This is a genomic window from Terrabacter sp. C0L_2, assembly GCF_036352015.1.
GTDB classification, from domain to species: Bacteria; Actinomycetota; Actinomycetes; order Actinomycetales; family Dermatophilaceae; genus Terrabacter; species Terrabacter tumescens.
In genome coordinates this window covers 1,643,035-1,664,532 of sequence record NZ_CP143557.1, presented here as the reverse complement: position 1 = coordinate 1,664,532, position 21,498 = coordinate 1,643,035, and the positions used below count along the sequence as shown (strand labels likewise).

22 protein-coding genes are annotated in these 21,498 nt (G+C 68.7%); 11 read left to right on the top strand and 11 right to left on the bottom strand.

The features are described from left to right. Positions 1 to 8: 8 nt before the first annotated feature. Positions 9 to 434, bottom strand: a complete 426-nt coding sequence (locus tag U5C87_RS07790; RefSeq protein WP_330476031.1) for a hypothetical protein — start codon at positions 432 to 434, stop codon at positions 9 to 11. A 137-nt stretch (positions 435 to 571) separates the two neighbouring features. Between U5C87_RS07790 and U5C87_RS07785 the strand changes: the two genes are divergently transcribed. The 5 genes from U5C87_RS07785 to U5C87_RS07765 all read left to right on the top strand — a co-directional run bounded on the left by U5C87_RS07785 (position 572) and on the right by U5C87_RS07765 (position 4,782). Next, positions 572 to 1,417, top strand: a complete 846-nt coding sequence (locus tag U5C87_RS07785; RefSeq protein WP_330476030.1) for a GntR family transcriptional regulator — start codon at positions 572 to 574, stop codon at positions 1,415 to 1,417. Further along, positions 1,414 to 2,091 carry an HAD family hydrolase gene (locus tag U5C87_RS07780; RefSeq protein WP_330476029.1) on the top strand — a complete coding sequence of 226 codons (678 nt, stop codon included), beginning with the start codon at positions 1,414 to 1,416 and terminating at the stop codon, positions 2,089 to 2,091. Before U5C87_RS07785 ends, U5C87_RS07780 begins: the two co-directional genes overlap by 4 nt. 188 nt (positions 2,092 to 2,279) lie before the next feature. Continuing rightward, complete coding sequence (locus U5C87_RS07775) at positions 2,280 to 3,422, top strand: TIR domain-containing protein (RefSeq protein ID WP_330476028.1); 1,143 nt, start codon at positions 2,280 to 2,282, stop codon at positions 3,420 to 3,422. Positions 3,423 to 3,564: 142 nt separating this feature from the next. Beyond that, a complete protein-coding gene (locus tag U5C87_RS07770) occupies positions 3,565 to 4,056 on the top strand; it encodes a Pycsar system effector family protein (protein WP_330476027.1) in 492 nt (163 codons plus the stop codon). A gap of 30 nt (positions 4,057 to 4,086) precedes the next feature. Beyond that, a complete protein-coding gene (locus U5C87_RS07765) occupies positions 4,087 to 4,782 on the top strand; it encodes an adenylate/guanylate cyclase domain-containing protein (protein WP_330476026.1) in 696 nt (231 codons plus the stop codon). Between the two features lie 660 nt (positions 4,783 to 5,442). On the opposite strand, the gene U5C87_RS07760 is transcribed toward U5C87_RS07765, so the two are convergent. Both U5C87_RS07760 and U5C87_RS07755 read right to left on the bottom strand, forming a co-directional pair. Then, positions 5,443 to 6,795: a dihydrolipoyl dehydrogenase family protein gene (locus U5C87_RS07760; RefSeq protein WP_330476025.1), complete on the bottom strand. Its 1,353-nt coding sequence runs from the start codon at positions 6,793 to 6,795 to the stop codon at positions 5,443 to 5,445. A 285-nt stretch (positions 6,796 to 7,080) separates the two neighbouring features. After that, positions 7,081 to 7,380 (bottom strand): DF family (seleno)protein, encoded by a 300-nt coding sequence (locus U5C87_RS07755; protein WP_330476024.1) that lies wholly within the window; start codon positions 7,378 to 7,380, stop codon positions 7,081 to 7,083. A gap of 55 nt (positions 7,381 to 7,435) precedes the next feature. Here U5C87_RS07755 and U5C87_RS07750 point away from each other — a divergent pair, with 55 nt between their 5' ends. Next, positions 7,436 to 7,843, top strand: a complete 408-nt coding sequence (locus U5C87_RS07750) for a heavy metal-responsive transcriptional regulator (protein ID WP_330476023.1) — start codon at positions 7,436 to 7,438, stop codon at positions 7,841 to 7,843. Between the two features lie 329 nt (positions 7,844 to 8,172). On the opposite strand, the gene U5C87_RS07745 is transcribed toward U5C87_RS07750, so the two are convergent. Beyond that, a complete protein-coding gene (locus U5C87_RS07745) occupies positions 8,173 to 8,754 on the bottom strand; it encodes a hypothetical protein (RefSeq protein ID WP_330476022.1) in 582 nt (193 codons plus the stop codon). A 181-nt stretch (positions 8,755 to 8,935) separates the two neighbouring features. Here U5C87_RS07745 and U5C87_RS07740 point away from each other — a divergent pair, with 181 nt between their 5' ends. After that, the gene (locus U5C87_RS07740) at positions 8,936 to 9,676 is read left to right on the top strand and encodes a hypothetical protein (protein ID WP_330476021.1); all 741 of its coding nucleotides are present in this window, start codon (positions 8,936 to 8,938) and stop codon (positions 9,674 to 9,676) included. A gap of 7 nt (positions 9,677 to 9,683) precedes the next feature. Here U5C87_RS07740 and U5C87_RS07735 read toward each other — a convergent pair whose 3' ends face one another. Then, positions 9,684 to 10,847, bottom strand: coding sequence for a carboxylate-amine ligase (locus U5C87_RS07735; protein ID WP_330476020.1), 1,164 nt, complete (start codon positions 10,845 to 10,847; stop codon positions 9,684 to 9,686). Between the two features lie 251 nt (positions 10,848 to 11,098). Here U5C87_RS07735 and U5C87_RS07730 point away from each other — a divergent pair, with 251 nt between their 5' ends. Beyond that, positions 11,099 to 12,565, top strand: coding sequence for an MDR family MFS transporter (locus U5C87_RS07730; RefSeq protein WP_330476667.1), 1,467 nt, complete (start codon positions 11,099 to 11,101; stop codon positions 12,563 to 12,565). Between the two features lie 58 nt (positions 12,566 to 12,623). After that, a complete protein-coding gene (locus tag U5C87_RS07725) occupies positions 12,624 to 13,109 on the top strand; it encodes a pyridoxamine 5'-phosphate oxidase family protein (protein ID WP_330476019.1) in 486 nt (161 codons plus the stop codon). Positions 13,110 to 13,196: 87 nt separating this feature from the next. Here the strand turns inward: U5C87_RS07725 and U5C87_RS07720 are convergent, their stop codons facing one another. Beyond that, positions 13,197 to 14,186: a DNA topoisomerase IB gene (locus tag U5C87_RS07720; RefSeq protein WP_330476018.1), complete on the bottom strand. Its 990-nt coding sequence runs from the start codon at positions 14,184 to 14,186 to the stop codon at positions 13,197 to 13,199. Between the two features lie 103 nt (positions 14,187 to 14,289). Further along, positions 14,290 to 14,517 (bottom strand): hypothetical protein, encoded by a 228-nt coding sequence (locus tag U5C87_RS07715; RefSeq protein ID WP_330476017.1) that lies wholly within the window; start codon positions 14,515 to 14,517, stop codon positions 14,290 to 14,292. 180 nt (positions 14,518 to 14,697) lie between these two features. Here U5C87_RS07715 and U5C87_RS07710 point away from each other — a divergent pair, with 180 nt between their 5' ends. Then, the gene (locus U5C87_RS07710; RefSeq protein ID WP_330476016.1) at positions 14,698 to 16,032 is read left to right on the top strand and encodes an FAD-dependent oxidoreductase; all 1,335 of its coding nucleotides are present in this window, start codon (positions 14,698 to 14,700) and stop codon (positions 16,030 to 16,032) included. 97 nt (positions 16,033 to 16,129) lie between these two features. Here the strand turns inward: U5C87_RS07710 and U5C87_RS07705 are convergent, their stop codons facing one another. From U5C87_RS07705 to recR, 4 genes are all read right to left on the bottom strand, one after another. Then, on the bottom strand, positions 16,130 to 17,233 hold the full coding sequence (locus tag U5C87_RS07705; protein WP_330476015.1) for a WD40/YVTN/BNR-like repeat-containing protein: 1,104 nt from the start codon (positions 17,231 to 17,233) through the stop codon (positions 16,130 to 16,132). Positions 17,234 to 17,273: 40 nt separating this feature from the next. Further along, positions 17,274 to 18,545, bottom strand: a complete 1,272-nt coding sequence (locus tag U5C87_RS07700; protein ID WP_330476014.1) for an aspartate kinase — start codon at positions 18,543 to 18,545, stop codon at positions 17,274 to 17,276. Positions 18,546 to 18,676: 131 nt separating this feature from the next. Further along, a complete protein-coding gene (locus tag U5C87_RS07695; RefSeq protein ID WP_330476013.1) occupies positions 18,677 to 19,273 on the bottom strand; it encodes a DUF5063 domain-containing protein in 597 nt (198 codons plus the stop codon). Positions 19,274 to 19,570: 297 nt separating this feature from the next. Next, a complete protein-coding gene (recR, locus tag U5C87_RS07690; protein WP_030203716.1) occupies positions 19,571 to 20,170 on the bottom strand; it encodes a recombination mediator RecR in 600 nt (199 codons plus the stop codon). A gap of 89 nt (positions 20,171 to 20,259) precedes the next feature. Here recR and U5C87_RS07685 point away from each other — a divergent pair, with 89 nt between their 5' ends. Next, the gene (locus U5C87_RS07685) at positions 20,260 to 21,492 is read left to right on the top strand and encodes an aminotransferase class I/II-fold pyridoxal phosphate-dependent enzyme (protein WP_330476012.1); all 1,233 of its coding nucleotides are present in this window, start codon (positions 20,260 to 20,262) and stop codon (positions 21,490 to 21,492) included. The last annotated feature ends 6 nt before the right edge of the window (positions 21,493 to 21,498 follow it).

Here is a 21,498-nt window from a genome sequence, read left to right as displayed (position 1 = left end):
ACGTCATGTCACGCCGCCTTCGAACCCTGACCCGACGAACCAGACGCCGAACCGTTCGACTGGCCCGGCGCCTGGCCGGCGGCCTTGCCCTCGTCGACGAGCCGGTCCGCCCGCCACATCTCCGACAGGCCGCCGGCCTTGTTGACCCGCACCTCGACCGTCAGGTCGACGAACTCGACCGGCGCGAACTCCGCCAGCACCGGACGGTGCGGGCACCCCAGCTCGACGACACCTGTCGTCATCGACTCACGCCCGAACGTCGTCTGCTTGTAGACCACCTCGACCTGCCACAGCGGCATCCCCGTCGCCTCGTCCCGCGCCTGCATCTCGCTCGGGCGCCGCTTGCCGTCCCGCTCCTCCCACTCCCGAACCTCGTTGACGATGCCCGTCGAGCGAAGACCCGCCCGCTTGCTGTCGACCGCGTAATTCGACATGTTCGAACCCTTTCGCGAATGACTAGGTTGGCTAGTCAAATGGTTTGGTTCGATCACTGTGGACTAGGTTGGCTAGCCAAGTCAAGCATTTGGACGGATTTGTCCAGCCCGGCTAGCCAACTGGGTAGCCTGAGGCCATGAGCTTGGACCCTGACGACCCCCGCCCGCCGTATCAGCAGGTGGCTGCTGCGCTGCGCGCGGCGATCTTGACGCGTCAGATCGCGCCAGGTGACAAGCTGCCCTCGCAGATGGAACTTGCGCGACGCTACGGAGTCGCACGGATGACGGTCCAGCAGTCCCTGCGCATTCTCAAGGACGAGGGCCTGACCGTCTCCAGGCAGGGAAGCGGTGTCTTCGCGCGGGCTCGAACCGAGCGTCCAATCGGGCTACGTCCTCACATCGAGCGCGCCTTCGAGCAGCCCAACGTCGAGATCGACTTCTCCGGGTACACCGCTGAGACGCTGCACGGGATCATCGCCGAACCACTCGACAAGATCCGCAGCGGTCGCCTCGCTCCAACCTCCATCCGGATCCGGATGCTCCTGTCGGACATGAGCCGGCCGCTGTCGCTTCCGGTCAACGTCGACAACAAACCCGAAGCAAGCGGGCCTGCACGCGAGCGCATGGCCGAAATCAGCACGCGTCACGCGGGAGCCATCACCGCCACTGTCGAAGAGCTCGCAGACCTCGGCCTCGTCCCCGAGGCGACAGTCGAGACTCGGCTGCACGGTTCCGCCCCGCTGTTCAAGGTCTACATCATCAACCGCGTCGACGCCTTCTTCGGCTACTACCCCGTCGTACGTCACGAGGTCCGGATCGGGCGCAAGCGCCAGGCGATCTTTGACCCTATGGGCAAGGACGCAGTCATGTTCCAGCGCACTGACGACGGCGACGCCGAGTCCGCCGACGCTCTGTTCGTCGGCCAGACCCGACTGTGGTTTGACAGCGTCTGGGACACCATCGCCACGCCCCAAACGACATGAGCCATAACGCTGTACGACTCGTCCAGCGAGCCCACGCTGTCCTGCTCGACTTCGATGGCCCAGTCACCATCCTCATGTCGCCACCAGCCAACGCCCGCGCCGCGGATATGGCCCGTGTACCCCTCGCCGGACTCGACGCACCCCCTGATGTGGCAGCCACGACGGATCACCTCGCAGTCCTCCGCTGGACCGGCGCCAACGCACCAGATCGGCTCACAGAGGTGGAGCAGGCCTGCATCGACGCGGAGATAGAGGCCGCTCGAGTCAGCGACCCAACCCGTGGCGCGCTCGACTTCCTCGAAGCCTGCAAGCACAGCGACAAGCCCGTCGTGATCGTCAGCAACAATGCCGCCGGTGCCGTGCTCACATTCCTCAATCGCTACGACGCCACTAGCCTCGTGCGCGGCATCGTCGGCCGTGAACCGCGACGGCCGGACCTATTGAAGCCCCACCCCTCCCTAGTCCTCGCCGCACTCGACTTGGTCCAGGTCGCGGCAGTGGACGCGGTACTCATCGGTGACTCGGTGACAGACATCGAGGTCGCCCAAGTGACGGGTGCGCGGGCAATCGGCTACGCCAAGTCCGCTCTGCGGGGGCGAGAACTAACTGCGGCCGGCGCCGACGCGGTCGTGAGCGAAATGCGGTCGCTGTGGGACACGGCAGCCCCGGAGTAGATGTCGCAATGCCTCTGGCGAGCACTGTGTGGACGGTACGTCCGGATCTGCGGGATGCGCGCCGAAAGCGGCCCAAAACGTGTTGATCGCCGTCGCCACGCAGGCCGACATTCAGGCTACGCGCAACTGCCAGATCTCCCCCGTGGCGAAACCGCACCCTCAGCCCGCGATCTGTCAGGATCACCGTCATGTCTGAAGTGCACGTGGAGCAACTGCGAGCCGCTGCCACCCGTCTCGATTCCATCGCCGCGGAGCTCACCGAAGAGATGGAGGTGCACCTGGACCGCATGGAGACGCTTTCCGACCGAGCGGCGAAGGCTTGGTCAGGCTCCAATCTCGGCTACCACGCGACCGTCTACTACAAGGACCTCGAGAGCCCCCCGCCTGGCAATCACTTCAGCTCTGAGTGGGGACTTCGAAGCACCTTTGCGCCTGGGACGACGGGAGATTGGCGCGAGTACAACTTCGAGGAGGTGAAGGCGGCTCTGCTCCAAGAATCGGGTGCGCCCGATTTTGAGGAGTGGGCCCCATCGGTAGAGGCGGCAAGGTCGGCCTTTGAAACTGAGCAGAGCCGATTCGCTTCTCTAACTTCGGCTGCAGTCTCAGGCGTCCAGGACGAGTACATCGCTGACTTGCAGAGGCAGGCAAGCTCATTGCGTGCGCTTTCCATCGGAGATGCCATCCAAGCCCAGCTCCAGCAGGGCCAGATGATGACGCGTGACGCTTTGGCTGTCAGTGGCGGACGTAAGCACGCTCCACATCAAGAGATCCTCGCGGAAGTCGTCGCTGTTCGTGCGCCGTTCAGAATGAGCGCTGAACTAGCCCGTCTCTGCCGGCTCGCTGCGGATCATCTGGAAATGAGCGCCTCGGAACCAGTTGCAAGGATCGTGATGCAGGGCACCAAGGTGTTTATCGGTCACGGGCGGAGCGGCGAGTGGAGAAAGCTTAAGGACTTCCTGCAAGATCGACTCGGCCTGGAATGGGACGAGTTTAACCGCGTTCCCGTAGCAGGCGTGACCAATATCGCACGCCTCGGTGAAATGCTAGATAATGCCTCAATTGCATTCTTAGTCATGACCGCGGAGGATGAACAGGTCGACGGGGAAATGCGCGCGCGGGAGAATGTGGTTCACGAAGCCGGCCTGTTCCAAGGCCGGCTGGGATTCGAGCGGGCAATTGCAATGATCGAGGATACTTGCGGCGAGTTCTCAAATATCGCGGGACTCGGTCAGATTCGTTTCCCGCAGGGGCGTATCGAGGCCGTGTTTGAGGATGTCCGGCGGGTTCTCGAGCGTGAGGGGCTGCTGACGGATCCGGAGAGTGCTGACTGACGGCGAGGGAATTCGTGAGGCCCCTGCCGAGCGGTCACAACGTGTTGGTCGCCAGCGGCACGCAGCCCGCAACACCGCTATTCCAAGCGCACCCCGCCGTCCATTGGCTCTGCACGCCGCCATCGTCCGCTACATTTCCCGCATGACGGAGGAAGCTTGGCGGCTCTTGGGTTCAACGAACGAGTGGTTGAGGTATGCAGACGCGAAGGCAGCGGGTGCGCTCGCGGGAGCCGGAGTTCTGGGTGGCGTCCTCGTCCAGAGTGGATTGGACGATGCCAACGAGGGAGCGCCTGGCGGAGCCATCTTCTTCTTTGTAGTGGCTGCGCTGGCGGTGTTTGCTTCGGCGACGTTTGCCCTGATTGCATTAGCCCCTCGTTTGAAGGTGGGAGAGCCGAACTCACTTATCTACTTCGATCACGTCGCTCGGAAGTACGTCGGTGACCCTGATGGTCACGCGGCCGCGGTTAAGACGCTTCTGGAGGATGGTGACGCGCTCTTCTCCGACTTGGCTGCGCAGGTATGGGCGAATTCTACCGTGGCGCGCAAAAAGTTCTTCTGGAGCGGCTGGGCCATTTTCTTGCTAGGACTCGGACTGCTTCTTGCCGGCATCGCCGGAGCGTTTACGGTCCGCTGATTTTTAGTTTCCAACAGACAGGGGCCCACAATGTCTCTTAACGATGAGCTTGAGACCTACGTTAAAGGCGTGCTTGCCGAGAGTTGGCAGACCAGAGCAGGTCAGGTGGTTCCGGACCCGCAGGACCTGCCTCTACGGAACTTGGCCGTCACGCTCGAAGCGACAGTTCTCTATGCGGACCTGGCGTCGTCTACAGACATGGTTGCCACCTATACCCGTGAATTCGCGGCGGAAGTCTATAAGACCTACCTCTATTGCGCCGCGAAGATCATCCGCGCAAACAATGGATCCATCACGGCGTATGATGGCGACCGAGTGATGGGCGTCTTTATCGGTGATGCGAAGAACTCCAACGCAGCCAAGTGTGCACTCAAGATCAATGGCGCCGTGCACAAGATCATCCAGCCTGCCATCAAGGCACAGTACTCAACAACTTCGTACGAACTTGAGCACAAGGTGGGCGTTGACACGTCGAGCCTCTTCATTGCAAGAACGGGAATCCGCGGAAGCAACGACCTCGTTTGGGTGGGCAACGCCGCTAACAATGCGGCGAAGATGGCTGCGCTTCCTGCGACATACCAGTCCTACATATCGAGTGATGTCTACTCCGTGCTCAACGCCGCTTCAAGGTACGGCGCGGATGGCGAAACGAACATGTGGACGTCCCTAGGTTCCTCTGCGTTGGGGTATCCGATATATGGCTCTTCATGGCATTGGACCCCGTAAGCCGTCGCCCAGGTCCACGCGTTGACTTGAACTGGCAACACACTCGCCAGATGCCGTGAACATGGGCAGGGCCGTCACGCGGCGCCGCGAGCTGATACACAGAGCGGCCAAGCGCCGGACCGATGACGCCAAGACGTGGACGCTCAACTTGGGGCTGCGCTGGCTGAGCATCCGAGGGGCCGAGGACCGCGTGGAATCGAGGAAATGTCGGCCCACGCTGCATGCTGCGACGATCCTTGACCCGTCGACGGCAGCACTCCCTCAATGGAGCTCGCACCCGGTCCGTGCCGCGTCGAACACGAGTGTTTGCTGGGCCGGGCTCTAGGAGATCAAGGGCGCGGCTTCGCCGCGCCAACCGGCTGGCTCCGGCCGGCTCACGGCAGGGACCCCCGCGCTCCGGCGCTGGCGCGCCTACGCGCACCCCCACCACTCACCGGCCACGCCAGCCGGGACACCCGGGTGCCACGCCTCGTCACTGTCAGAGGCAACCAACCTCCGAGCCGCCGACCCGACGCTTGAGCATCCGCCCGACTCCGGACCGCATCAACGGCGCTACGCGTCACTGCGTGATGACCTTCGGCCACCGTTGACCCGGCCACTCCGTCAGGCTCTTGTGCTCCGCTATCGGTTCGGCAGCTCTCCCTGGCCGTGGATGCCGCGTCAGAGCATCGATCCGAGATCCGACCCAACGGTGGGGTAGGCGGCGGTCATGGATTTCAGCTGACGGGTCGTGAGGTCGAGTTTCATCGCGAGGCCGACGATGTTGATTAGTTCGGCGTACTCGGGACCGAGCAGATGCGCGCCGACGATCCGATCGGTAGATCGGTCGACCAAGATCTTCGCGGCCGCCGTGCTCTCCCCGATCCGGTAGTTGGAGTACCAGCCGCTGGTGTCTGAATACCGGACGGCCACGTCGATGCCCTGTTCTTTGGCCTCGGCCTCGAGCATGCCGACGCGCACGAGTTCGGGGATGGTGAAGACGGCAGTCGGGATCCCGGCATAGTCCGGGACGGTCGTGGTGCCCTTGATCATGTTGGACGCTGCGACCTTGGCCTCCGAGACCGCTACAGGGGTCAGTGGCATACCAGCGGTGTCGGCAGAGTCACCCGCGGCCCAGAAGGCAGGGTTAGTCCTGCTTTGGAGATGGTCGCTCACGCTCACTCCGTGCTCGCCCCATTCCACGCCAGCGGCATCGAGACCCAGAGTGGCGAGGTCAGCGATGCGTCCCGCACCGTGGACGACGAGGTCGGTCTCGATCGTCTCGCGAACGCCCGCGCGCTCAAGCGTGACTCGGTAACCCCCATCTCCCAGCTCGACACCTGCGATGGTCGAGGCGCGCCGCACGTCGACGCCAACCTTCCCGCTCCGCTCCACGAGGAGCTCGACAAGGTCCGGGTCGAAGCGCTTCAGCGGGCGATCCCCGCGGTTGACAATGATCGCGCTGCTACCGGCGCGGACGGCGATGTGAGCGAACTCGAACGAGATGAAGCCGCCGCCCACGAACAGAATCCGCTCGGGGATGGCGTCGAGGTCCAAGAAATCGGTGCTGTCGATCAGGTGCTCGTGGCCGGGGAAGTCGAGGGGACGGGGCCTTGCGCCGGTCGCGATCAGGAACCGGTCGGACTCGTAGGACTTGCCATTGACCTCGACCTGGCGAGCATCGACGAATTTCGCGTGCCCATGAAGCGTCTCGACTCCGTTGCCGGCAAGACCATCCTCCATGTTCTGAGGGACCGGATCAGTGAAGCCGTGTTTGTGCTCCATGAGGTCCGGCCAGTTGATGGCGAGTCCCGCATCATCGATGCCCTTGCCGCGCATGAGGCGCGCGCTGTCGATGACCTCGGCCCCCCGGCGCAGGATCTTCTTTGGGTCGCATCCCCGGAGCGCGCACGTGCCGCCGTAGGGGAGGGAGTCGACGATGGCTACACGCCAGCCCTGGGCGGCGCACTTGTTGGCGGCCGCAACACCGGCCATCCCAGCCCCAATCACGATCAGGTCAAACGTCCGACTCATGAGGAGAGTCCCTTCGTTGAGGCGTCCGGGGTGCGTTCAGGCTTGCGGTCGGGCACTGCGTTCGACCCGCCAACGGCACAGCAGGCATCAGCCGTCCGTCGGCTCTTTGCCCACCGCGCCCCTCCGAAGAGGGCGAGCGCGAGTCCGAGGCCGATCAGTCCCCAGCTCTGCAAAGAAACGCCAGCAACTGCTCCCAGCGCTCCGAGCGACAGAAGCGCGGGGAGGCCGCAGCAGAGCCCGAGGACTCCGATGACGGCGGCTACTGGCGCGAGGGCGGAACTCCGGTCACGCATCTGAAAGCACCCTCCGCAGTTGTTCGAGTGTTGGGGCGCCCTCGTAGCCGTTCGGAGTGGCGTACCGGCGGCATGCCAGCCCTACCCGCGCGCCTGGTTCGGCAAAGACGTCGACGCCAGCCACCTGGATGCTGGGTGAACCCAGGAACCCGGCACGTTCCGCCTGCTCGGGGGTCTCCACCAGCCGGTGAGTCACTGTGATGTCCGGGCGCTCGGCCGCCAGCAGGGTCAGCCGTGCCGCCGCGGTCTTCCAGTTCGGGCAGTCCTCGAAGTAGAGCAGTGTGATGTCCATGCGCCCGACCGTAGACCTTGATCCACGGTACAAGGTCAAGGCGTATGTTGAGCTCATGCGCATCGGAGAGGTCGCCGCCGCCGCGGGCCTGCCTACCCAGACCATCCGCTTCTACGAGCGCAAGGGTCTGCTTCCCCAACCTCAGCGCGGTCCCAACGGCTACCGGGTCTACGACGCGCCAACCCTGACCCGACTCCAGTTCATCCGCAGCGGACAAGGGGCAGGGCTCACCCTGGTCGAAATCGCCACCATCCTGGAACTGCGCGGCGAAGGCGCCACTCCCTGCGCCCACGTCCGAGAACTGCTCTCAACCAAGCTGCACGACCTCCACACCCGACAGCGAGAACTGGCAGCCCTGGAATGCGAACTGGAAAGTCTCATCAGTCGCAGCAACCGACTCGATCCAGCCGACTGCACAGACGCCCAGATCTGCCACATCATCGCGCCCCCACCCAACGCTTGAAACCCGGGAGCCGATTCGCTCACGGAGTAGCCGCACCCCATGAGACCAAGGACGAGCCATGGGTGAGTGACTATCTGAGTGACAATCGCACCGCGCCTCGCTGCTAAACAACGGACAGCCTTGGACAGCCGTTGTGCTGCCTCGGTCATCCAGCTCGCCCGTGGCCCTGCTTCGGGACGAAGAGGTCGCAGGTTCAAATCCTGTCACCCCGACCATCACCGAAGGGCCTGGTGGAGAGCGACGAGACGTCGCCTTCCACCGGGCCCTTCGTCATGCGGGGGCCGCGTTGGGTCGCCGTCGACCGAGCGTCCCGCACTCGTCGAAGGTACCTAGACCTTCGTGAGCGGCTGGTCGGCAGGGAGTCCGTGATCGGCCGCCGGTCCCCGGTCCAGTGCCCCTGCCAGCAGCAGGAGAGCGGCCAGCGCGAGCAGCGGGATCACGACGACGCCGGTCGAGCCGACGAAGAGGTCACCCAGTCCCGGTCCCTCGTGACCGGACTCCCGCACCAGGATCGAGGCGAGCGACAGGAACGGCACAGCGGCGACGACGACGAGCAGCGCCCCCGCGCGCAGCGCGTACGTCAGGCCGACCACGGCGATCGGCAGCGCCAGGACGAGAGCGATGATCGGGAGATCCGGCGCATCGACGAGATCGACGAAGAGCCCGATCACGGCCCACACCGCATACAACCCGACGGCGACCGCCAGGACCCGGGGCGCGAGCCGACGCCGGAGCGCGGCCAGCACGGTGAGGGCGGCGAGGGGCACGACGACCGCGGCAGCCAGCAGCACCGCCATGCCACCGCCCGGGTCCTCGAACGCGTAGCCGAGCGCGAAGAGCAGACCACCGCACACGAACACCGCCGTCAGGACGAGAGCCGTGCGACGCAGAATCACGGAGACGGTCCTCATCTCCCCACCTCCTTGCCTCACCTCGATCCTCACGCCGACAGCAGCGGTACCGACAGAGTCCAAGGGCCCGCACGGCAGACCCGCCCGAACCGGATGACGGAACACCCCGGCCGCGCGACACTGGGACGGACGCACCCCCGGGTCGCGTCATCGGCGCGACGCGACGGCTCCGGAGGCAGGCATGGACGTCGAGGGCTCGAACGATCCCGCGAGCGGGTCGGACGGCGGTGACCCCGAGCGCCTCGCGCCGAGCCTGCGCGATTCGACGGCGCCCGGGCTGCCGGTCTTCCTCTCGACCGAGCACTGGAGCCTGCTCGGCACCCGCTCGATGACGTGGTCGGAGGTGATGAGCCGCATCACGATCCACCTCACCGTCGTGTCGGCCTTCCTCGTCGTGCTGGCGCTGACCGCGCAGGCGACCGGCTTCGGCACGCCGTTCCGGGTCATGGCGATCGGTTTCGCGTCGGCGGCGCTCGTCATGGGTGTCCTCACCGCGATCCGGGTCAACACCGCGAGCCGCGAGGACGCCGACCTCATCCGCGCCATGAACCGCCTGCGCCACGCCTACGTCGAGTTCGCCCCCGAGCTGGCGCCCTACCTGACGGCCTCGACGCATGACGACGGGCCCGGTCTCATGCAGACGTATGCACTCGGGCGCCACCGCAACATCGTGCTGCACGTCGTGGGCAGCACCTCGATGTTCCTCATGGTCGTCAACGCGATCGTCGCCGGCACGCTGGGCGCGCTCGTGGGCAACACCGCCGGCGGAGGGACGGTCGTCGTCGTGGCCTCGGGCGTCGGCGCCGGGCTGTTGTATGCCGCGGGCCACCTCGAGGTGGGCCGCCGGGTCTTCGGTCCGCAGTCGCTCGACGTGCGGTTCCCGTCCCCCGAGCCTTCGGGGTCGTCCGATCCGGAGGCCTGAGGAGGCCTCAGGTCCGCCGCCCCGGGCACGGGGCAGCCGTGGTGCGCACGGAGTCGGTGACGACGTCGGCCAGCTGCCCCGTGTGCGCCAGCAGGGCGCGCTGCCGGACCGCGCCGTTGCCCTCCTCGCGGACGCGGGCCAGACCGTCCTGGACGGTGGCGAGGTCCCCGGCCGCCTCGAGCGCGGGGCCGACGTGGTCGATGAGGGTCTCAAGCACCGACCAGCACCGCGCGGGCAGCCCGGTGCGCCAGTCGAGCAGCTGCCCGCCCAGCCCCTCCCGCCCGGCCTGCCACGTCGCGCACCGCAGCAACCGCGTCGACACGTCCGGCGCCTCCTGGCCCGCCGCCCACTCCTGGGCGGCCGTCTCGACGAGCGCCCGGCACAGGGCCGCGACGACGACGGCCTCCTCGACGGTGGCGCACACGTCGGAGGCGCGCACCTCGACCGTCGGGTAGCGCCTCGCCAGACGCGCGTCGAAGTAGGCCATGCCCTCGTCGAGGATGACGGTGCTGCGCACGAGGTCCCGGACGAGGCGGTGGTAGGCCGCGGCGGAGCCGAACCGGTCGTTCGGGCCCCACGAGGGCAGCCGCGTCAGCACCTGCGCCCGGTAGCTCGCGTGACCGGTGTCCTGCCCCTGCCAGAAGGGCGAGTTGGCGCTGAGGGCGAGGATCGTCGGCAGCCAGACGCGGATGCGGTCGAGCACCCCGACCCCCTCCTCGTCGCTCGCGACCGAGACGTGGACGTGGCACCCGCCCACGAGGTGCTCGCGCGCCGTCAGCCGGTAGCGGTCCTCGAGCCAGAGGTAGCGCGGCGACCTCGACACGGCAGGCTCCACCGGCAGCGGCGAGGTGGCGAGCGCCGCGACGCCGACGCCGCACTCCCGGGCCGCCGCGACGGCCTCCCCGCGCCACCGCCACAGCTCGGACCGCAGGTCGTCGAGCTCGGCGGCAGGCGCCGTGTGCGTCTCGATCTGCTGCTGCCGGAACTCCCCCTCGACGGCGCCGTGCGCGCACACCCCGGGAATCACCGGCGGGCGCGTCACGGCCCCCTCAGTCGCCGCCGCCTGCGCCCGATCCGCCGCGTGCGTGAGCACCTGCTCCGACGCGGGCAGAGGCCGGCCGGTCCGTGCGTCGACGAGCAGCATCTCCTCCTCGACCCCCACGGTTCGCATGACGGCGCTCCTGCCCGACGTGGCGGCATCTGCCACGGCTCAGCCTTCAGTCTCGCGGCAGGCACGGTCCGGCGGCAGGGGCAAAGGGCCCACCTGTCGAGGTACGTGTCGAGGCACGTGTCCAGCCTTGGGAATGAACTGCCGCCGGATGCGTTGTCCCTCTTCGTCGCCCCCAAGACCTCAGGAGGATCGTGTCCACCTCGTCCAACCTGGGATTCCGCTCGGAACGCGGGCCGATCCTCATCGCCCTCATGCTGTCGACGTCGCTCATCGCGCTCGACTCCACGATCCTCGCGACGGCCGTGCCGTCGATCGTCGCCGACCTCGGCGGCCTGACCCAGTTCCCGTGGCTCTTCTCCGTCTACCTCCTCGCCCAGGCGGTGTCGGTCCCGGTCTACGCGAAGCTCGCTGACACGGTCGGGCGCAAGCCGGTGATCCTCGTCGGGATCGCGCTCTTCCTCGTCGGCAGCATCCTCTGCGGCTTCGCGTGGGACATGGGCTCGCTCATCGTCATGCGGGCCCTGCAGGGTCTCGGCGCCGGCGCGGTGCTGCCCATGACGACGACGATCGCCGCCGACATCTACACCGTGGCCGAGCGGGCCAAGACCCAGGGCTACATCGCGAGCGTCTGGGCCGTGTCGTCGGTCGTGGGCCCGACCCTCGGTGGCGTCTTCTCCCAGTTCGCCTCGTGGCGCTGGATCTTCTTCGTCAACATCCCCTTCTGCCTGCTCGCCGCCGGGATGATCTGGCGCAAGTACGACGAGTCCGTCGAGCGCCGTCGGCACCGCATCGACTACGCCGGCGCGGCCGTGCTCACGATCGCCCTGACCCTGCTCATCCTCGCCGTGCTCGAGGGCGGCCAGGCATGGGCGTGGACCTCGTGGCAGAGCATCGGCTCCTTCGCCGTCGGCGCCGTGCTGCTCCTCGTCTTCGGCCTCATCGAACGACGCGCGGCCGAGCCGATCCTGCCGCTCGAGGTGCTGACGCGGCGGCTCATCGTCGCGACCTGCCTCATCGGCATCGGCATCGGTGCGGTCCTCGTGGGCCTCACCTCCTACGTGCCGACGTTCCTCGAGCGCTCGACGGGGGCCACCCCGATCGTCGCCGGGCTCGCGGTCGCCGCCCTGACCATCGGCTGGCCGATCTCGGCCTCGCAGTCGGGCCGGCTCTACATGCGCATCGGCTTCCGCCCCACCGCGCTCATCGGCCTCGTCGTGGCCACGCTCGGCGCGCTGTCGCTGTGGCTCACCTCGTCGACACCGAACGTCTGGGCCACCGCCGGCTCGTGCCTCGTCGTCGGCCTCGGGCTGGGTCTCGTCGCGACGCCGACGCTGATCGCCGCGCAGGCCTCGGTGCCGTGGAACGAGCGCGCCGTCGTCACCGGCACCAACATGTTCATGCGCTCGGTCGGCAGCGCCGTCGGTGTCGCGATCTTCGGTGCCATCGCCAACGCCGTCATCGCGACCCGTGGCGGCGACGGCTCGAGCGAGGCCGTGCAGGCGGGCTCGACCGCCGTCTTCCTCGCCGTGCTCGTGGCCGCCGCCGTCAGCATCGGCGCCGGCCTGCTCATGCCGCACACCATGGCCGAGGACGTCGCCCACGGCGGCCCCGACGACGCCGCCACCGAGACCTCCGACGAGACCTCAGACGAGACCACCGGCGGGATCGCCGACGACGACCGGGTGCCGGAACCCTCGACAACGACGCACACCGCCTGACCGCATCGGGTAGGTGGCGAGGGACAGAGTCACCGACCCCGACGACGAGGAGAACGCGATGAGCGAGCACGACGGCACCCAGAAGGTCGCCGAACTGATCAAGGACATCCGGATCGCGATGCTGACGCACGCGGACTCGAACGGTGCGCTCGTCAGCCACCCGATGGCGACGCAGGAGGTCGAGTTCGACGGCGACGTGCTCTTCATCGCCGAGCGCGACAGCCACAAGGCCCGCGACATCGCGGCCCAGTCCCCCGCCAGGGTCAACGTCGCCTACAGCTCGAGCAGCTCGTGGGTGTCCCTCTCCGGCACCGCGACGATCGTCGACGACCCGGCCAAGCTGGCCGACCTGTGGAACAGCTTCACCGGCGCCTGGCTCGAGGGCGGCCCCGAGAACCCGAACAACATCATCATCGAGGTCAGCGCCGACTCGGCCGAGTACTGGGACTCCCCCGGCGCCAAGGTCACGCAGATCGCGAACTTCGTCAAGGCGAAGGTGACCGGTCAGCGCATGGAGGGCGACAACGAGGTCGTCGACCTCTGACCGCCTGAAACGTGGGCGTATGCCGTCGGGTTCCCTTCCGCGTGAAGGGAACCCGACGGCATACGTACGTCTCTGGGACGGAGTCGCTCAGGCGGCGCCCTTGACGAGCCGCATGACGGCCCGCTCGAGGGCGTCACGGTCGCGGACCTGTACGAGGTCGCCGAGCTCGAGGCGGCTGCGGTCAGCCTTGGTCAGGCGCGAGAGGCTGCGCGCGATGGTGCGGCCGACGGCGTACTCGTCGAGGACGCGCGGGTCGACGTAGGAGCTGCGGGCCACGGCCGGGGTGTTGCCCAGGTGCTCGGACACGACCTTCATCGCGTCCTTCTCGGCCCGCTTGAGCTCGCGCTCGGACTCGACGGGGCCGGTGCGGGCCAGTGCGACGGCCGCGGTGACGGTCGCCGCCCACGTGCGGAGGTCCTTGACCGTGTGCTCCTCGCCGACGAGCTCCTTGAACGCGATGTTGAGGTCGCTCGAGCGCAGCTCGTGCCAGCCGTTCGTGTCGCGGTAGGCCAGCAGCCGCTCGCCCGGGTAGCCGCTTCGCTTGAGGGACAGCACGATCCGCGCGAGCAGCTGGTCGGTCATGACCGCCTCGCGGTAGACGCCGGACTTCGCCGGGAACTCGAAGGTCACGTCCTCGCCGCTCACCGTGACGTGCGAGCGCAGCAGCGTCGCCACGCCGTGCGACCCGTGCTCGGCCTCGTACTCCTCACCGCCGCTGCGGAAGAGGCCGGCGTCGAGCATGCGGAGCCCGGCGGCCGTGACGCGCTTCTTCGTCAGGCCGTTGGTGCGCAGGTCGGCGGCGATCTGCTTGCGCGCCGCGGGGAGCTTGCGGGCGAGCACCATGACGCGGTCGTGCTTCTCGCGGCCCCGCTCCTCGTGCCACGCCTCGTGGTAGAGGTACTGGCGCCGGCCGGCGTCGTCGGTGCCGACGGCCTGGATGTGGCCGTTGCGGTGGGGGCTGATCCAGACGTCCTGCCACGCCGGCGGGATGACGAGTGCCGTCACCCGCTCACGCGTCTCGGCGTCGACGGCCCGCCCGTCGGCGTCGACGTAGCTGAACCCCTTGCCCCGTCGCACGCGACGGATGCCAGGCTTGTCGAGGACACTCCGCCGCAGTCTCACACGGAGGAGATACCCCGATCGCCGTCGGACGCGAACATGCGCCCGACGGCGCGGGACGTCAGTCGGTCTCGGGTGTCTGCTCCCGCACGCCCGCGGTCTCGCTCGTCGCGTCCTGCGTCTGTCGGGTGTCGCTCGCCCGGTCCGGGCCGTCCGGCGTCGACACCGGCACGATGTCGGGCACCTTGATCTCAGCCTGACCGGGTGGCGGCGGCGGGTCCGGAGTGACCGGCGGGAAGACCGATCCGTCGTTCTGGAGATGTGATTCGTGAGGGGTCACGTCGTTCACCTATCGCCCCGAGTAGGTGGTTGCTGCTTCGACTTCGACCATACCCACGCCCTGCTGCGACGAACCTGTGAGCGCAAAGGGGCATATGCCGTATATGGTGCGGTAGCGACCGGAGAGCGCCGAAACCGCTTGACGCGCAGCAGGACCGCTTCCACTGTGGAAGCGGAGGGGGTGGTGGTCGTGAAGGTGGCCGTCATCGGAGGAGGTCCCACGGGCCTCGTCACGGGGATCGGTCTCGCGCGCCGCGGACACCACGTCGTCACGGTCGACCGCGACCCCGGTCCCCCTCCGGACGGCAGCCGGTGGCCGCGCCGCGGAGTCATGCAGTTCCACCACGCCCACGCCTTCCGTGCCCAGGTCGGCGAGGTGCTGCGCGCCGAGGCGCCCGCAGCCTGGGAGGCCTGGGTTGGCCTCGGCTGCGAGGCGATCGAGCTGCCGCTGCCGGACGGCCGGACGGTGACCGCCGGCATCCGATCGCGCCGCGAGACCTTCGAGCGGGCCGTGCGCTCGGCGGCTCTCGAGCAGCCGGGCCTGGAGGTGCGCACCGGCCACGTCGACGGCGTCACGACGAGCCGGGGCCGCGCGCAGGGCATCAGCGTCGACGGCTCGGACCTCGAGGCCGACCTCGTCGTCGACGCGTCCGGGCGGTCGGGCCGGGTCAACCGGCACCTGCGCAGCCCGGGCGTCGGTGGCGAGTGCGGCATCGCCTACGTCGACCGCACCTACCGGCTGCGGCCCGGCGTCCCCGTCCCACCGATGACGAACGCCATTGCCTGGCAGGGCAACTACGTCGGCTTCATGGTGCTCGTCTTCCTGCACGAGAGTGGCATCTTCTCCGCCCTCATCATCCGCTCGACGGCCAACCGCGACCTCGTGGGCCTGCGCCACACCAGGGCGTTCGAGGCCGCGAGCGCCGCCATCCCGGGGCTCGCCGCGTGGACCGCCGACGACGTGGCCGAGGCCCTGACCGACGTGCTGCCCGGCGGTCCCCTCCTCAACGTCTACCGCGGCCAGCGCGGCCCCTCCGGGGGTCTCGCCCTGCCCGGCCTCGTCTTCGTCGGCGACTCCGTCTGCACGACGACCCCGATCTTCGGCCGGGGCATCGCGACCTCGCTGATCCAGGTGGCCCAGCTGCTGCGTCTCGTGGACGAGCACGGCTCCGACGTCGTGGCCGTCGGGGAGGAGCTCGACGCGTACGACGAGGCGCGCATGCGGCCCTGGGTCGAGGACCACATCGCGATGGACCACGCCCAGGCGCGGCGCTGGGCCGGCGACGACATCGACCTCGCGGGGCACCTGCCGTCCGACCTCATCATGACGGCGGCGTCGCAGGACGCGTCCATCGGCGAGGCGATCGGGCCCTACGCGTCGATGGAGGCCCTCCCCTCCGTGCTCGGCGCGGTCGAGGAGCGGGCGCGCGCCGTCTACCGCACCGGCTGGCGACCACAGCCGGACCCCGGCCCGACGTCCGACGAGCTCGCCGAGCTCGTCGCCGCGGCCGTCCCGACCGCGTAGGGAAGTGGGCACTCGACGCAAGAGGCTCGTCGAGTGCCCACTTCCCGACAGATCAACCCGTCGAGAAATGGGCACTCGACCCGAAGTTCTCGTGCGGTCAGCGGGTGAGGACCCCGACCCGGCCCTGCTCGCCCGAGGCCCAGCACGCGCCGTCGGCGGTGCACTCGACCGAGTCGAAGCTGCCCGTGTCGAACGTCGACCACGAGCGGCCGCCGTCGGTCGACACGTCCGATCCGGACGGTCCGACGGCCAGCACGGTGCGTGCCGTGCGCGGGACCCAGGCCGAGCCGGAGCGGTAGCCGGACGGGTTGCTCGTCGACTTGGTCCACGTCGCGCCGCCGTCGTCGGTCCACGCCGCGTTGTCGACGGCGCCCGTCGGAGCCGCGAAGTCGCCGCCGACGATGACGCCCCGGCGGGCGTCGCGGAAGCTCACCGAGAAGATGCCCGCCGACGCGCCTCCGGCCACCGGGCTGTCGGCGACCGTCCACGTGCGCCCGTGGTCGGTCGAGGTGAAGACGCGTGCCGGGTCGACGCCGCCGCTCACGAGGTAGGTGCGGCCGCCGACACCCGCGGACAGGCACGTGCCGGACGCCGCGAAGGCGAACTCGCCGGCTTTGGCCTCGGGCATGCCGGCCGGGTCGACGAGCGACCACGAGTGGCCCCCGTCCGAGGTCTCGACGAGGCGGAACCTGCCGTCGACCGGGTCGCTCATCGCGAGGCCCCGGCGCGGCGAGCTGAACGCCATGCAGTCGTAGAACGCGGCCGCGTCGGTGTTGCGGAACGACTCGGTCCAGCTCGCGCCACCGTCGTCGGTGGCGAGGATGCGCGAGTCCGTGCCCTCGCCGATCGAGAGCACGACGGCGTGACGGGCGTCGAACGCCTCGATGTCGCGGAACTGCAGCGCGTCGGTGCCCAGTCCCTCGGGGCTCACGTCGCTCCACGTGCGGCCTCCGTCGGTCGTGCGCAGCACCGTGCCGTTGGTGCCGCTGACCCACGCGACGTCGCGCGACACCGGGGCGAGCCCGCGGAAGCGCTCGGTCGTCCCCGTCGGCGTCACCGACCAGCCGTATGCCGTCACCTCGGCCCCCGCGGGAGCGTCACGTCCCGGCGAACCGGGCGACACGGCATACGCACTCGTGGCCGCGGCGACGAGCGCGGTGGTGGTGGCGGCGAGCAGGACGGATCGCGTCAGGAGTCTCATGCCTCCCGAAACTAGCGCCGTCGGAGGCGCTGCGGGGCGATCAGCGCCCGGTGCCGCCGTAGACGATCGCCTCGTCCGCCGAGTCGAGACCGAAAGCGGTGTGCACGGCGCGGACGGCGTCGTCGAGCTGCTCGGCGCGCGTCACCGCCGAGACGCGGATCTCGGACGTCGAGATCATCTCGATGTTGATGCCGGCCTCGGCGAGGGCGCCGAAGAACTTCGCCGAGACACCCGGGTGGCTCTTCATGCCGGCGCCGACGAGTGCGATCTTGCCGATCTTGTCGTCGAGGCGGAGGTCCTCGTAGGCGACGTCCTGCTTGATCGACTGGAGCACCTGCATGCCCCGGGCGCCGTCGGCCTGCGGCAGCGTGAAGGAGATGTCGGTCTTGGCGGTCGCGGCAGCGGACACGTTCTGCACGATCATGTCGATGTTGATGCCGGCCTCGGCGATGGCGCCGAAGATCTTGGCGGCGACGCCGACCTGGTCGGGCACCCCGACGATGGTGATCTTGGCCTCGCTGCGGTCGTGGGCGATGCCGGCGATGATCGGAGCTTCCACAGCGCCTTCTCCTTCGTAGGGGTTGTCCTTGATCCACGTGCCGGTCTTCTGCGACCAGGACGAGCGCACGTGGATGGGGATGCCGTAGCGGCGGGCGTACTCGACGCAGCGCAGGTGCAGGATCTTGCTGCCGTTGGCCGCCATGTCGAGCATCTCCTCCATCGAGAGGACGTCGAGCTTGCGGGCGCTCGGAAGGATGCGGGGGTCGGCGGTGAAGACGCCGTCGACGTCGGTGTAGATCTCGCAGACGTCGGCCTCGAGGGCCGCCGCGAGCGCGACGGCCGTCGTATCGGAGCCGCCCCGGCCGAGGGTCGTGATGTCCTTCGTCGTCTGGCTAACGCCCTGGAAGCCCGCGACGATCGCGATGTGTCCCGCGTCGAGGGCGCTCTGGATGCGGCCGGGCGTCACGTCGATGATGCGGGCCGCGCCGTGCGCGTCGTCGGTGATGACGCCCGCCTGGCTGCCGGTGAACGAGCGCGCCTCGGCACCGAGCTGCGCGATGGCCATCGCGACGAGCGCCATCGAGATGCGCTCCCCCGACGTCAGGAGCATGTCGAGCTCGCGTGCCGGCGGCGCCGACGAGACCTGCTTGGCGAGGTCGGTCAGCTCGTCCGTCGTGTCACCCATCGCCGACACGACGACGCACACGGAGTTGCCGGCTCGCTGGGTCTCGACGATGCGCCGGGCCACGCGCTTGATGGCCTCGGCGTCGGACACGGACGAACCGCCGTACTTCTGGACGACGATGCTCACACTGGCTCCGGATCTCCTCGGGGGGTCTGCGTCAGCACCGAGTCTAGGCTCGCGCGCCCCACGTCCACCGGGACGTCGCGATGGTGAGATGTACGGTTCGTCACCCCTCGCGCCGCACGTTCTCGCGCGGACTACGGGTGCAGCGCGTCGAACTCCGCCTCGCCGACGGTCTCCTCGTCGGCGTCGAGGCGCAGGTGGGCCAGGATCGACTGCAGCGCGCGCAGCGACGTCAGCGCGCGGTCGCCCCAGTCGGACAGGTAGCTGAACTGCCACCACCACAGGGCCTCGAGCTTGCGGCCGGTCGCGTAGTGCTTGAGCCCGTGGCTGAGGGCGACGGCCACGTCGACGAGGTCGTTGGTGATGGAGCCGTCGGCCCGCTCGGACGAGGTGATCGGGTCGATGACGTAGACGTAGTCGTCGATCCCAGCGAAGACGTTGGCCAGGCCCGTGCGCAGCGGGTCCGCGTCGTCGTCGGTGGCGTCGGGCTCGAAGCGCTCCTCCGGGACGACGTCCTCGACCGCGCCGAGCCGTGCGCCGGCCACGAGCACCTGCGAGAGCGCGAGCGTCAGCAGCGGCAGGGCCGTGTCGGGCGAGCTGCCCGAGGCGACCTCGGTCACCGACGTGAGGAACGCGCTCGCCTCGGCGGCGGTCAGGTCGGCCAGGCCCGACAGGTCGTCGATCTCGTTCGCCTGGCTCGGCTGGCCCTCGGTCACCGGATGGTCGGTCATGGGTCCCAGCATGCCGTATGCCGTGTGGCCCGGTCGCGCCGGCAACGACCACCCGCACCCAGTCGAGTGGCCACCCCGCCCCACCAGCCCCAACGGGCTGCCGCACTTCTCAAGTCGAGTGAGCGCTGCGTCCCACGAGCGCATGAGAGTCACGAGCGCATGAGACGCAGCGCTCACTCGACTGTGACGACGGGGCCACTCGACGCGGATCAGGTGTCCGAGGGTGTGACGAGGGGGCCACTCGAGGAGAGGGGTGTGTGGAACGGGCGGGACGGCATACGTCCTCGGTGGTGCGGGTCAGGCGTCGACGCGGCGGCGGCCCTCGAAGGCCCGCCCGAGCGTGACCTCGTCGGCGTACTCGAGGTCGCCGCCGACGGGCAGGCCCGACGCCAGGCGCGTCACGGTGAGGCCGACGTCGCGCAGCAACCGGCTGAGGTAGGTCGCGGTGGCCTCGCCCTCGAGGTTGGGGTCGGTGGCGATGATGACCTCCTGCACCTCCCCGGAGGCGAGGCGCGTCATGAGCTCGCGGACCCGCAGGTCGTCGGGGCCGATGCCGTCGATGGGGCTGATCGCACCGCCGAGCACGTGGTACTTGCCGCGGAACTCGCGCGTGCGCTCGATGGCGACGACGTCCTTGGGCTCCTCGACGACGCAGATGGCCGTGTGGTCGCGGCGCGGATCGGCGCAGATGCGGCACTTCTCGGCTTCGGCGACGTTGCCGCACTCCTCGCAGAAGCGGACGCGCGCCTTGACCTCGGTCAGTGCCGTGACGAGGCGCGTGACGTCCTCGGAGTCGGCCTGCAGCAGGTGGAAGGCGATGCGCTGCGCGCTCTTGGGACCGACCCCGGGGAGTCGTCCGAGCTCGTCGATCAGGTCCTGGACCGCGCCTTCGTACACACCGCAACCCTAAGCCTGCCAAAGCCGTCCCGAGGACCGCCGCTCCGGTCTAGCGTGACGAGGAGGTTGTCGTTCCTCCAGGAGGCAGCATGCCCGAGCCGAGTGCCGTGACGGGCGTCGAGCCGACCGTCGTGTCGAGACGCAGCGAGCGCATCCAGGCCGCCGCACCGTTCCGGGCCATGTTCGACTTCCGCATGCGCTCGGGCTACGCGCAGCGACGGCTCGACCCGGGCGTCCTCGACTTCACCTTCGGCGACCCGCACGAGGTGGCGACGACCGACTACGTCGAGGCCCTGCGCGAGTCCGCCGTCCCCCGCGACGAGCTGTGGTTCGCCTACAAGCAGAGCGAGCCGGCGGCGCAGGACGCGGCGGCCGCCTCGCTCGAACGCGTCGTGCCGCTCGGCTGGACCGGCGACGACCTGCGGATGACGACCGGCGGCTTCGGCGCGATCACCGTCGCGCTCAAGGTCCTCGCCGACCCCGGCGACGAGGTCGTCTACACGCTGCCGCCGTGGTTCCTCTACGAGCCGCTGATCCTCGAGGCGGGGCTCGTGCCGGTGAAGGTCGCCGCGCTCGAGCCGTCGTTCGACCTCGACCTCGACGCCATCGGTTCGGCCCTGACCGACCGGACCCGCATGGTCGTCGTCAACTCGCCCAACAACCCGAGCGGCCGGATCTACCCGCTCGAGCTGCTGCGGTCCCTCGCTGCGCTGCTCGACGATGCGTCGGCGCGGTCCGGCCGTCGCATCTGGATCGTCTCGGACGAGCCCTACAGCCGGATCGTGTTCTCGGGCAACGACTTCCACAGCCCTGCCGAGGTGTATCCCCACACGCTCGTCTGCTACTCCTACGGCAAGACGCTGCTCGCGCCGGGTCAGCGCCTCGGCTACCTCGCCGTGCCGCCGACGCTCGAGGACCGTGCCGACCTGCTCGAGGCGGTCGACATGATGCAGATCGCGGCCGGCTGGCTCTTCCCGAACGCCGTCATGCAGCACGCCGCGCCGCGGCTCGAGGAGCTGTCGCTCGACCTCGTGGGCCTGGAGGCGAAGCGCGACCGGCTCGTCGGTGCGCTGCGCGAGATCGGCTACGAGGTGGGCGCCCCCGAGGGGACCTTCTACCTGTGGCCGCGCTCGCCGGTGCCGGACGACGAGGCCTTCGTCGCGGACCTGTCGCGCCATGGCGTGCTCGTCATGCCCGGCACGCTGTTCGAGACCCCCGGTTGGTTCCGGATCTGCCTCACCGCGACGGCGGAGTCGGTCGAGGAGGCGATCCCGCACTTCCGGGCCGCCTTCGAGGCCGCTCGCCAGTCCCACCCGAGCTGAGCTCCC

Coding starts and splice junctions, on each gene's coding strand:
- U5C87_RS07790 (WP_330476031.1), bottom strand. CDS start 434: ATGTCGAATTACGCGGTCGACAGCAAGCGGGCGGGTCTTCGCTCGACG.
- U5C87_RS07785 (WP_330476030.1), top strand. CDS start 572: ATGAGCTTGGACCCTGACGACCCCCGCCCGCCGTATCAGCAGGTGGCT.
- U5C87_RS07780 (WP_330476029.1), top strand. CDS start 1,414: ATGAGCCATAACGCTGTACGACTCGTCCAGCGAGCCCACGCTGTCCTG.
- U5C87_RS07775 (WP_330476028.1), top strand. CDS start 2,280: ATGTCTGAAGTGCACGTGGAGCAACTGCGAGCCGCTGCCACCCGTCTC.
- U5C87_RS07770 (WP_330476027.1), top strand. CDS start 3,565: ATGACGGAGGAAGCTTGGCGGCTCTTGGGTTCAACGAACGAGTGGTTG.
- U5C87_RS07765 (WP_330476026.1), top strand. CDS start 4,087: ATGTCTCTTAACGATGAGCTTGAGACCTACGTTAAAGGCGTGCTTGCC.
- U5C87_RS07760 (WP_330476025.1), bottom strand. CDS start 6,795: ATGAGTCGGACGTTTGACCTGATCGTGATTGGGGCTGGGATGGCCGGT.
- U5C87_RS07755 (WP_330476024.1), bottom strand. CDS start 7,380: ATGGACATCACACTGCTCTACTTCGAGGACTGCCCGAACTGGAAGACC.
- U5C87_RS07750 (WP_330476023.1), top strand. CDS start 7,436: ATGCGCATCGGAGAGGTCGCCGCCGCCGCGGGCCTGCCTACCCAGACC.
- U5C87_RS07745 (WP_330476022.1), bottom strand. CDS start 8,754: ATGAGGACCGTCTCCGTGATTCTGCGTCGCACGGCTCTCGTCCTGACG.
- U5C87_RS07740 (WP_330476021.1), top strand. CDS start 8,936: ATGGACGTCGAGGGCTCGAACGATCCCGCGAGCGGGTCGGACGGCGGT.
- U5C87_RS07735 (WP_330476020.1), bottom strand. CDS start 10,847: ATGCGAACCGTGGGGGTCGAGGAGGAGATGCTGCTCGTCGACGCACGG.
- U5C87_RS07730 (WP_330476667.1), top strand. CDS start 11,099: ATGCTGTCGACGTCGCTCATCGCGCTCGACTCCACGATCCTCGCGACG.
- U5C87_RS07725 (WP_330476019.1), top strand. CDS start 12,624: ATGAGCGAGCACGACGGCACCCAGAAGGTCGCCGAACTGATCAAGGAC.
- U5C87_RS07705 (WP_330476015.1), bottom strand. CDS start 17,233: ATGAGACTCCTGACGCGATCCGTCCTGCTCGCCGCCACCACCACCGCG.
- U5C87_RS07695 (WP_330476013.1), bottom strand. CDS start 19,273: ATGACCGACCATCCGGTGACCGAGGGCCAGCCGAGCCAGGCGAACGAG.
- U5C87_RS07685 (WP_330476012.1), top strand. CDS start 20,260: ATGCCCGAGCCGAGTGCCGTGACGGGCGTCGAGCCGACCGTCGTGTCG.